This is a genomic window from Sphingorhabdus sp. (genome assembly GCF_044338195.1).
Classification (GTDB): domain Bacteria; phylum Pseudomonadota; class Alphaproteobacteria; order Sphingomonadales; family Sphingomonadaceae; genus Sphingorhabdus_B.
This window is the reverse complement of the sequence record NZ_JBIIMC010000064.1, coordinates 1-9,791: the sequence shown is the minus strand read 5'-3', so window position 1 is coordinate 9,791 and position 9,791 is coordinate 1. Positions and strand designations below refer to the sequence as shown.

The window sequence follows — 9,791 nt, the reverse complement described above, 5'->3', positions numbered from 1 at the left end:
GCGACGCCTGCCGAAATATTTTTACGCTCCCGCTTTTTAATGCGTTGTGGTTCGCGTGCCATATAATGTGTATCCTATTCGAAAATGCGAAGAAAAAATAATCAGGCAATAGCCCGTGATTACTTCTTCTTGCCCGCGATTGCCTTGGACTTGCCCTTGCGGGTACGCGCATTGGTATGCGTACGCTGGCCACGGACTGGAAGGCCCTTACGGTGGCGAAGGCCACGGTAGCAGGCGAGATCCATCAAACGCTTGATGTTCATCGATGTGTTACGGCGAAGATCGCCTTCTACGGTGTAGCCCGCATCGATGGTTTCGCGGATTTGCAGAACTTCGGCGTCCGAAAGGTCCTGCACACGACGGCTATGATCAATTCCTAGCTTTGTCGCGATTTCGACGGCTTTAGTGCGGCCGATACCGTGAATGTAGGTAAGCGCAATGATCACGCGCTTGTTGGTTGGAATGTTAACTCCGGCAATACGTGCCAATTTATTTACTCCTGCTCCACAGGTGTCCCGAAAGACAAACCCTATCTCAACGCTGATGATATTCCGAAACGCACAAAACCAGCGGACGCGAAAAAGCGCTGCTGGTTGTACCAGATGATCGGAATTGACGTCGCCTTACGGTGAGTCGCGCCAACTGTCAAGGCTGGAGGCGCGCTATCCCTTGCCTTTGGTCTTGGTTTTGCCCGCAATTGCGTTTTCTTCGATGAACGCAATAATTCGGCTCGCAATATCCTTGCCGGTGGCTTTTTCGATTCCTTCAAGCCCGGGCGAGCTGTTCACTTCCATGATGACCGGGCCATGATTGGACCGCAGCATATCGACGCCAGCGACATTTAACCCCATGGCGCGCGCGGCGCGGACCGCCGTTGATCGTTCTTCCGGTGTGATTTTTATGGCTTCGGCCGAGCCGCCACGATGTAGGTTTGATCGAAAATCACCCTCCGCACCCTTACGCTGCATCGATGCGACAACCTTGTTGCCGATGACAAAGCAACGGATGTCGGTGGCATTGGCCTCTTTGATAAATTCTTGCACGAGGATGTTCACGTTCGCACCGCGAAACGCCTCAATAACGGAGCGGGCCGACTTTTCAGTCTCCCCCAAAACCACGCCAATCCCCTGCGTGCCTTCCAATAGCTTGATGACCACGGGCGCGCCGCCAACCATTTTGATGACTTCGTCGGTTTGCTTGGGATCATGGGCGAATGCCGTTACCGGCAGACCAAGCCCCTTGCGCGCCAAAATCTGCAACGAGCGCAGCTTGTCGCGCGAGCGGCCGATGGCGACGCTTTCGTTCAATGACCATACGTTCATCATCTCAAACTGACGCAGTACAGCAAGTCCGTAAAATGTGATGGACGCGCCAATGCGCGGAATGACCGCGTCATATTTGCCAAGCTTGGCACCCTGATAATATGCTTCGGGACGGTGCGACGTGATGTTCATCGTCACCCGCAACGTATTCAGAATATCAATCTCATGTCCGCGCGCCAAGGCCGCTTCGACGAGCCGTTGGTGCGAATATAGGTTGGCGTTGCGTGCCAACATGGCGATTTTCATATGCTCTTATGTCCTTGATTCGCTGGCTTGCCCAATACCCAGCGTCGTGCGCTATTGACCAGAAAGCCGCGCCTTAGCGCCCGTCGGCCAATTAGCAAGGGAAAGGCCATCGAACGCCGGTTCGCCAAGGTGAGCTGCCCGTTCCAGCACAGCTTACCAAAACAAAATTGCGCTGAGATGACATAGCGTTCTTGCGTATCACCATTGGACGATCGCACCATGCGCCGGTCGATGACGGGCGCTTCATAACGCTTTGGCTTTTCGCCCGCATTCAGACGGAACCAGAATTCAACCCACGGCTTGCCGTCGCGGACGATAGGTTTGATGCGCGTTGCATGTATCGATGATGTCGCGGCGCCCGTGTCCATTTTCGCGTGCACGTGCGACAGGCCAAGGCTCGGCACATCGACCATTTCGCACCAGCCAATTTCTAATTTGCCCCCTGAACGCGGCTTGCCACCCCCCGCAGCCAATTAGTTTGGCTCCGCTGCGGGCGATGCTGTTGCAGCCAATATCGCTGCCGTGATGACAAGATGTTTCATGGAAGGCGTTCCTAACAACCGTTTCCATTTCCGTCACGTTGAACTTGTTTGAGCGGGCGTTCAGCCGATGATCGCTTCAATCGCCTTCGTCACGTCGTCAATCGGCGCCATACCGTCGACGCGGCTTACAAGGCCGCGGGCATCGTAAAGGGGCAAGATTGGCTCGGTCTTTGCGCGATACTCCGCCATGCGGGTGCGGACCGTTTCTTCATTGTCATCAGGACGACGCTTAAATTCATGCGATCCGCATTTGTCACAGGTGTCGGCTTTGACCGGTTTTTTGAAAACATCATGATAGCCATCACCGCAATTGGCGCAGGTGAAACGGCCAACAACGCGTTCGACCAACGCGTCTTCGTCGACAACCAGTTCAATGACATAATGGAGCGTCCGTTGGCGTGCGGACAATAGGCCATCGAGAAGCGCGACTTGCGGCGCCGTGCGTGGGTAGCCGTCAAAAATCAGGCCCTTTTCCACAGGGATGGCATCCATATGCTCGCCAAGGATCTCGGCCATCAATTCGTCAGGGAAAAGCTTACCTGCCTTCATGATCTCATCCGCCATCTTACCGACTTCAGTACCCGCCTTTACGGCAGCACGCAGGATATCGCCGGTCGACAATTGCACCATGCCGTATTTCTCGACGAGAAATGCAGCCTGCGTTCCTTTGCCTGCGCCAGGAGGCCCCAAAAGGATGATATTCATGAAACGTTTCCCCGTTCGTTTCGATGTCGCGCCTTTAGCGGGCGCGTCCACCCTTCAGCTTGGCCTTCTTCAGCAAATCCCCATATTGATGGGCGAGCAGATGACTCTGGATCTGTGAAATCGTATCAATGGTGACGTTGACCAGAATGAGCAAGCTGGTCCCGCCAATAGCAAAGAATTGCTGCTGGCCCGTTTGGGCCATGACATAGTCGGGTAACAAGCACACCAATGTGAGATAGGCCGCGCCCAACACGGTGATGCGTGTCAGAACATAATCCAGATAGGATTCGGTGTTCTTACCCGGACGAATGCCCGGAATGAAGCCGCCGGCTTTCTTCAGATTCTCGGATGTTTCTTCCGGATTGAACACCACGGCGGTGTAAAAGAAACAGAAGAAGATGATGCCGAGGCCATAGAGCGCCAGATACACCGGCTGCCCGTGGGCCAGATATTGGTTCAACGTGATGACAAAGTCACCCATCGCGCTTTCACCCGCAACATTGTTTCCACCGAGCTGCGTGATGGTGATCGGCAGCAGCAATAATGACGATGCAAAAATCGGCGGGATGACGCCTGCGGTGTTTATCTTCAATGGAAGATGGCTGCGATCCGCCTGCATCATGCCACGCTGTGTCGCACGCTTTGGATATTGAATCAGCACCCGGCGCTGGCCACGCTCCATGAAGCAGATCAGCAAAGTCAGGCTGACGAACATCAAAAGGAAGCCGACGATCAGAAAACCGCTAATCGATCCGGTCCGTCCACCTTCGAGAAGCTGTGCGAACAGCCGTGGCATTTGGGCGACGATACCCGCCATGATGATCAAGGAGATACCGTTGCCGATACCGCGCGACGTAATCTGCTCGCCCAGCCACATCAGGAACATGGTGCCGCCGATAAGGCTAATGGTCGCAACAATGCGGAACATCATGCCCGGCTCAACAACCGCGCTAATGCCGTTGGCGGCAGCGAGGCTTTCAAGCCCTGCGGCAAGGAAATATCCCTGCACCGCAGTCAGGAACACTGTGCCGTAGCGGGTATATTGGTTGAGTTTCTTGCGTCCGCTCTCGCCCTCTTTCTTGATGGCGGCAAGCGTAGGCGAAAGCGATGATGCGAGCTGCACCACGATCGACGCTGTAATATAGGGCATGACGCCAAGCGCGATGAGGCTCATGCGCTCAAGGCTACCACCCGAGAAAGTGTTGAAAATATCGAGCACACCGCCAGCGGCGTTGTTCGCATAAAGGGCTGCTTGCGCGACGGGATCAACGCCCGGCAGCGGCACGAAGCTCAGCATCCGGAATATGATGAGCGCGCCAATAGTGAACCAAATGCGGTTCTTAAGCTCTGTTGCCTGCCCGAACTTCGATAAATTGAGGTTCGATGCCATTTGGTCGGCTCTAGATGCCATGATATACGTTCCTTGGTTCCGGATTAACCGTGAATGCACAATAATCGCGCAACGGCTTCACCCCAAAAATTTCGCCTGACTGTATCTGGACGAACCCCAGAAATGTCAAACCCCGCCAGCCCATATCGGGAAGCGGGGCTGGCATGACAAGAGCGAAGTCGTCGCCCCCGTCTTATTTCTTGGCCGCAGCTTCTTTAGCAGCGTTCTTGACGGAAGATTTCTTCGCAGCGGCTTTTTCCGATGCAGAAACCTTTACCAGCACTTCAACCTTACCACCGGCCTTTTCAACTGCCTCGACGGCTGCCTTCGAAGCACCAGCGACAGAGAAGTTCACCTTGGAGGTGAGTTCACCCTTAGCCAGCAAACGGACGCCGTCCTTGCCGCCGCGTGCAAGGCCAGCAGCCTTCAACGCCGCATGGTCAACAACAGCTTTGATGTCGATTTTCTTGGCATCGATAAACTTCTGGATCATGCCCAGATTTACTTCTGCATGGTCCTTGGCGAAGATATTGTTGAAGCCGCGCTTTGGAATACGCATGTGAAGTGGCATCTGGCCGCCTTCAAATCCGTTGATCGAAACACCCGAACGGCTGGTCTGGCCCTTTTGGCCGCGACCCGAGGTCTTGCCTTTGCCCGAACCGATACCACGGCCAACGCGCATACGGCGATGGCGGGCGCCTTCGTTGTCTTTAATGTCATTCAATTTCATGTCGTGCACTCGCTTTCGCTTTAATTCGCGCTGATGTTATCAGTCCTGAATTTGGACCATGTGACGAACTGTGCGGATCATTCCGCGCACTTCGGCTGTGTCTTCGATTTCAACAACGCGGTTCATCTTGTCAAGGCCAAGGCCCTTCAAAGTTGCGCGCTGTGAGGCTGGACGGCGGATCGGCGAACCGGTCTGCTTCAGTTTAATCTTCGCCATATCGATTACTCCGCAATAGCTTCTGCGTCGGCTTCAGCAGTTTTGCTGCCACCGCGACCAAGAAGGTCGGCGATTTTCTTGCCGCGACGCTGCGCTACCGACTTGGGGCTGGTCTGTTCAGACAGCGCCGCGAAAGTAGCACGGATCATGTTGTAAGGGTTCGACGTACCGACCGACTTGGTCACAACGTCCGCAACGCCCAGGCTTTCGAAGACAGCGCGCATTGGGCCACCTGCGATGATGCCGGTACCGGCTGGTGCCGAACGCAACGTCACCTTGCCAGCGCCGAAATGGCCCTTGCCGTCGTGATGCAACGTACGACCATCTTTCAGGGCGACGCGGATCATCGATTTCTTGGCAGCTGCAGTCGCTTTGTTGATCGCTTCTGGCACTTCGCGTGCTTTACCATGACCAAAGCCTACGCGACCCTGACCATCACCAACAACGACGAGTGCCGCAAAACCGAAGCGCTTACCGCCCTTAACAGTTTTCGAAACGCGGTTGATGTGAACGAGCTTTTCGATCGTGCCATCATCTTCTTCCTGTGCAGGACGACGATCGTTGCTACGACCACGGCCACCGCCACCACGGTTATCACCGCCGCCGCCACGACCGCCGCGACCGCGACGTTGACCTTCGGCTGCGTCAGGCGCTGCGCCGTCAGTCACAGGTAAAGTGCTTTCAGTGTTTTCAGCCATCATCAGAACTCCAATCCGCCTTCGCGCGCTGCATCAGCAAGCGCTTTGACGCGACCGTGGAACAGGAACCCGCCACGATCAAAAACCACGCTGGAAATGCCAGCTTTCTTAGCAGCGTCAGCTACCCGCTTGCCAACATCAGCCGCAGCTTCAGTTGTCGAGCCGTTCTTAGCCTTCACGTCCTTGTCGAGGGTCGAAGCAGACGCGATGGTCGCGCCCTTCGAATCGTCAATGACTTGCGCATAGATGTGGCGACCAGTGCGGTGCACGGAAAGACGAGGACGTCCAGCAACCTGCGCCCGCAATTTCGAACGAACGCGTTGACGGCGCCTTGCAAAGAGAGACAGTTTTGCCATTATTTCTTCTTCCCTTCCTTGCGGAAGATATATTCGCCGCGGTACTTGATGCCCTTGCCCTTATATGGCTCTGGCTTCCTCCAGCGACGGATTTCAGCAGCAACCTGCCCAACCTTCTGCTTGTCGATACCTGAGATTTCCACCGTGGTGTTATCAGGTGTCTTGATTTCAATGCCCTCTGGGATCGCGAAGTCGACATCATGGCTATAGCCAAGTTGCAGCTTCAACATCTTGCCTTGGCTGTTTGCACGGTAACCAACGCCGGTGATTTCGAGGACTTTCGTAAAGCCTTCGGTCACACCCGTAACGAGGTTCTGTACCAACGTACGCTGCATACCCCAAAACGCGCGGGCTGCTTTGCTGCCATTGGCAGGCTTTACCGAAAGACCGTCGTCCTGCATCTCGTAAGAGATAAGGTCGCTCATCGGCATTTTCAGTTCGCCCTTCGGTCCTTTGACCGAAAGCGTGCCCGCTTCCATGCTGGCGGTTACGCCGGCAGGAATGGGAACAGGTTTCTTACCAATGCGGCTCATTAGAATACCTCCGCCAGGATTTCGCCGCCGACATTCTGTGCGCGCGCTTCCGCGTCAGACAGAACGCCCTTTGGCGTCGAAACGATGGTGATGCCAAGGCCGTTGCGGATAATCGGAAGCTCTTGGCTTCCTGAATATACGCGGCGACCAGGCTTCGAAACGCGGGCGACATGCTGAATAGCAGGAGCGCCTTCGAAATATTTCAGCTCGATGCGGATGCCCTTATGTGCACCCAAAGCTTCTTCGCTGTAACCGCGAATATAGCCTTCACGCTGCAGAACATCGAGAACGCGGGTACGCAGGCCGGACGCTGGCGAGACTACAGAGTCTTTCTTCGCCCGCTGGCCGTTGCGGATACGGGTGAGCATATCACCCAAAGGATCGGTCATTGCCATCTATCTTATCCTTACCAGCTCGACTTCGTAACGCCCGGGATCATGCCCTTATTGGCAAGATTACGCAGTTCGATACGGTTCAGCTTGAATTTACGGTACACGCCGCGAGGACGCCCGGTGGTTTCGCAACGGTTACGCACGCGGTGCGGGTTACCATTGCGGGGAATTTCAGCCATTTTCAGGCGTGCAATCAAACGCTCGCTGTCATCCAACGACTGGTCTTTCGCCATCGCCTTCAACTTCGCATAACGTCCGGCGTATTTCTTCGCCAGCTTCTTGCGACGCTCGTTCTTGTTTATGGAGCTCAGTTTAGCCATTATGCAGCCGCCTTTTCGTCAGCTTCTTCTACAGGGAACGGGAAGCCGAACAGCTTAAGCAGTTCGCGCGCCTCGTCGTCCGAGTTTGCCGAAGTCGTTACGATCACATCCATGCCGCGCACCGTATCGATGGCGTCATAGCTGATTTCTGGGAAAATGATCTGTTCCTTGAGACCCATCGCAAAGTTGCCACGGCCATCAAAGCTCTTTGGGTTCAGGCCACGGAAATCGCGAATGCGTGGCATTGCGATGGTAACCAGGCGATCCAAGAATTCATACATCTGAGCGCCACGAAGCGTTACTTTCACGCCGATTGGCATGCCTTCACGCAGCTTGAAGCCAGCGATGGATTTCTTGGCCTTGGTGATGACTGGCTTTTGACCAGCAATCAGTTCCATTTCAGCAAGAGCGGTCGTAACCTTCTTCTTGTCCTGCGAACCTTCACCAACACCCATGTTGAGTGTGATCTTTTCGATCTTTGGCACTGCGAAGCGGTTTGTGTAACCGAACTTTTCAGTCAAGCCCTTGACGACGGAGTCGTCGTATAGCTTCTTCATACGTGGAGTGTATTTGGTATCAGCCACTGATCGTCTCCCCGGACTTCACGGCCACGCGGACCTTCTTGCCGTCCTTGGTTTCCACGCGAACGCGTGTTGCCTTGCCTGTTTTCGGATCCGCCAAAGCCACATTCGAAATGTGCAGCGGTGCTTCAAAGCGATCGAGACCGCCCTGCGGGTTTGCCTGCGAAGCTTTCCGGTGACGCACAGCAATGTTGACGCCTGCGACGACGACTTTGCTGTCCTTAGGCATGACGGCGGTTACTTCGCCGGACTTGCCCTTGTCTTTACCGGCGAGCACGACGACCGTGTCACCCTTTTTGATTTTTGCCAGAGCCATTGTTATAGCACCTCCGGTGCCAAGCTGATGATTTTCATGTGGTTCTTGGCGCGCAGTTCACGAACCACTGGTCCGAAAATACGTGTGCCAATCGGCTCCTTGTTGTTACCGATAAGAACGGCAGCATTGGAGTCGAAGCGGATAACCGAACCGTCTGCACGGCGGATGTCTTTGCGGGTACGAACGATAACGGCCTTGTGCACGTCACCCTTCTTTACCTTGCCGCGCGGTGCGGCTTCTTTGATCGACACCACGATGATGTCGCCCACGCCAGCTACGCGACGCTTGGAACCGCCAAGCACCTTGATGCACTGAACGCGCTTTGCGCCGCTGTTGTCCGCAACATCGAGATTGGATTGCATCTGAATCATGGAATCAATCCTCCTTCGTTGCGGCGACCGGGGCGGCAGCGTCAGCTACCAAGCGCCAGGTCTTGTTTTTGGAAATCGGCGCGCACTCTTCGATGCGGACGACTTGGCCTTCTTTCACGACGTTGTTTTCGTCATGGGCGTGATACTTCTTCGTGCGACGAATGATCTTGCCGTAAAGCGGGTGCTTCACTTTGCGCTCGACGAGAACGACAATGGTCTTGTCATTCTTGTCGGAGACCACGGTCCCTGTGAGAATACGTTTTGGCATGGGTAGCTCCTTATGCCGTCTTTGCGGCGGCGCGCTGGCGCTCACCCTGCAGGGTTTTGATGCGGGCGATGTCACGACGCACTTCACGCACACGTGCCGGCTTTTCCATCTGGCCAGTGGCCGATTGGAAACGCAGGTTAAACGCTTCGCGCTTCAATTCGCCGAGCTGAACAGCAAGCTGATCGTCGCTCTTGACGCGGAGATCTTCGGTTTTGCTCATCTTATGATGCTCCCAGATGCGAGGTGTCGCCGAGACGCGCCACGACCTTGGTCTTGATTGGCAGTTTCATGGCTGCACGCTGAAATGCGACAGCTGCGATTGGACCAGGAACACCGTCGAGTTCAAACATGATACGGCCAGGCTTAACCTTGGCTGCCCAATATTCGACCGAACCCTTGCCCTTACCCTGACGAACTTCGGCAGGCTTTTTCGTGACCGGCACGTCCGGGAAGATACGGATCCACAAACGGCCCTGACGGCGGATGTGACGCGTAATCGCGCGGCGAGCCGCTTCGATCTGACGTGCGGTAATCCGCTCTGGCTCAAGCGCCTTCAGGCCGTATGAACCGAAGTTCAGGTCAGACCCGCCCTTGGCTTCGCCCTTGATGCGTCCCTTGAACTGCTTGCGGAACTTTGTTTTCTTTGGTTGCAACATGTCTAGTTCCTAACCTTTAGCGGCGGTCAGACTGCGGACGGACGCCGGAAGTCTGTGCTTCCATCATCAGTCGGTCAGTTGCCATTGGGTCATGACCCAAGATTTCGCCTTTGAAGATCCAGCATTTAATGCCGATGATGCCATAAGCA

At 55.1% G+C, this 9,791-nt stretch carries 18 protein-coding genes and 1 pseudogene; all 19 read right to left on the bottom strand.

Features of this window, described 5'->3' with window-relative positions:
- Positions 1 to 119: 119 nt before the first annotated feature.
- The gene (rpsM, locus tag ACIQZK_RS10795) at positions 120 to 488 is read right to left on the bottom strand and encodes a 30S ribosomal protein S13 (protein ID WP_125229603.1); all 369 of its coding nucleotides are present in this window, start codon (positions 486 to 488) and stop codon (positions 120 to 122) included.
- Positions 489 to 662: 174 nt separating this feature from the next.
- Positions 663 to 1,568, bottom strand: a complete 906-nt coding sequence (rimK, locus tag ACIQZK_RS10790; protein ID WP_395637752.1) for a 30S ribosomal protein S6--L-glutamate ligase — start codon at positions 1,566 to 1,568, stop codon at positions 663 to 665.
- The gene (locus ACIQZK_RS10785; protein ID WP_397576116.1) at positions 1,565 to 2,041 is read right to left on the bottom strand and encodes an ATP-dependent zinc protease; all 477 of its coding nucleotides are present in this window, start codon (positions 2,039 to 2,041) and stop codon (positions 1,565 to 1,567) included. Before ACIQZK_RS10785 ends, rimK begins: the two co-directional genes overlap by 4 nt.
- A 129-nt stretch (positions 2,042 to 2,170) precedes the next feature.
- Positions 2,171 to 2,815, bottom strand: coding sequence for an adenylate kinase (locus ACIQZK_RS10780; protein WP_397576115.1), 645 nt, complete (start codon positions 2,813 to 2,815; stop codon positions 2,171 to 2,173).
- A 34-nt stretch (positions 2,816 to 2,849) separates the two neighbouring features.
- The gene (gene secY / locus ACIQZK_RS10775; protein WP_397576114.1) at positions 2,850 to 4,226 is read right to left on the bottom strand and encodes a preprotein translocase subunit SecY; all 1,377 of its coding nucleotides are present in this window, start codon (positions 4,224 to 4,226) and stop codon (positions 2,850 to 2,852) included.
- A gap of 172 nt (positions 4,227 to 4,398) precedes the next feature.
- Positions 4,399 to 4,935, bottom strand: coding sequence for a 50S ribosomal protein L15 (gene rplO / locus ACIQZK_RS10770; protein ID WP_183941952.1), 537 nt, complete (start codon positions 4,933 to 4,935; stop codon positions 4,399 to 4,401).
- A gap of 39 nt (positions 4,936 to 4,974) precedes the next feature.
- Complete coding sequence (rpmD, locus tag ACIQZK_RS10765; RefSeq protein ID WP_183941953.1) at positions 4,975 to 5,151, bottom strand: 50S ribosomal protein L30; 177 nt, start codon at positions 5,149 to 5,151, stop codon at positions 4,975 to 4,977.
- Positions 5,152 to 5,156: 5 nt separating this feature from the next.
- Entirely contained in the window at positions 5,157 to 5,852 is a 696-nt protein-coding gene (gene rpsE / locus ACIQZK_RS10760) for a 30S ribosomal protein S5 (RefSeq protein WP_397576113.1), read from the bottom strand.
- A complete protein-coding gene (rplR, locus tag ACIQZK_RS10755; RefSeq protein ID WP_397576112.1) occupies positions 5,852 to 6,205 on the bottom strand; it encodes a 50S ribosomal protein L18 in 354 nt (117 codons plus the stop codon). Before rplR ends, rpsE begins: the two co-directional genes overlap by 1 nt.
- Positions 6,205 to 6,738, bottom strand: coding sequence for a 50S ribosomal protein L6 (gene rplF / locus ACIQZK_RS10750; RefSeq protein WP_183941955.1), 534 nt, complete (start codon positions 6,736 to 6,738; stop codon positions 6,205 to 6,207). The genes rplR and rplF overlap by 1 nt, the downstream gene beginning before the upstream one ends.
- Positions 6,738 to 7,133: a 30S ribosomal protein S8 gene (rpsH, locus tag ACIQZK_RS10745; RefSeq protein ID WP_183941956.1), complete on the bottom strand. Its 396-nt coding sequence runs from the start codon at positions 7,131 to 7,133 to the stop codon at positions 6,738 to 6,740. The genes rplF and rpsH overlap by 1 nt, the downstream gene beginning before the upstream one ends.
- Positions 7,134 to 7,144: 11 nt before the next feature.
- Complete coding sequence (gene rpsN / locus ACIQZK_RS10740; RefSeq protein ID WP_183941957.1) at positions 7,145 to 7,450, bottom strand: 30S ribosomal protein S14; 306 nt, start codon at positions 7,448 to 7,450, stop codon at positions 7,145 to 7,147.
- A complete protein-coding gene (rplE, locus tag ACIQZK_RS10735) occupies positions 7,450 to 8,034 on the bottom strand; it encodes a 50S ribosomal protein L5 (protein ID WP_397576111.1) in 585 nt (194 codons plus the stop codon). The genes rpsN and rplE overlap by 1 nt, the downstream gene beginning before the upstream one ends.
- Positions 8,027 to 8,347 (bottom strand): 50S ribosomal protein L24, encoded by a 321-nt coding sequence (rplX, locus tag ACIQZK_RS10730; protein WP_125229590.1) that lies wholly within the window; start codon positions 8,345 to 8,347, stop codon positions 8,027 to 8,029. The genes rplE and rplX overlap by 8 nt, the downstream gene beginning before the upstream one ends.
- 2 nt (positions 8,348 to 8,349) lie before the next feature.
- The gene (rplN, locus tag ACIQZK_RS10725; protein WP_125229589.1) at positions 8,350 to 8,718 is read right to left on the bottom strand and encodes a 50S ribosomal protein L14; all 369 of its coding nucleotides are present in this window, start codon (positions 8,716 to 8,718) and stop codon (positions 8,350 to 8,352) included.
- A gap of 4 nt (positions 8,719 to 8,722) precedes the next feature.
- Positions 8,723 to 8,986, bottom strand: a complete 264-nt coding sequence (gene rpsQ, locus ACIQZK_RS10720) for a 30S ribosomal protein S17 (protein ID WP_183941959.1) — start codon at positions 8,984 to 8,986, stop codon at positions 8,723 to 8,725.
- 10 nt (positions 8,987 to 8,996) lie between these two features.
- A complete protein-coding gene (rpmC, locus tag ACIQZK_RS10715) occupies positions 8,997 to 9,206 on the bottom strand; it encodes a 50S ribosomal protein L29 (protein WP_158902179.1) in 210 nt (69 codons plus the stop codon).
- Between the two features lies 1 nt (position 9,207).
- Positions 9,208 to 9,642: a 50S ribosomal protein L16 gene (gene rplP, locus ACIQZK_RS10710; protein ID WP_295442681.1), complete on the bottom strand. Its 435-nt coding sequence runs from the start codon at positions 9,640 to 9,642 to the stop codon at positions 9,208 to 9,210.
- 16 nt (positions 9,643 to 9,658) lie between these two features.
- Positions 9,659 to 9,791 (bottom strand): annotated as a pseudogene (locus tag ACIQZK_RS10705) (30S ribosomal protein S3); the annotation flags it as partial.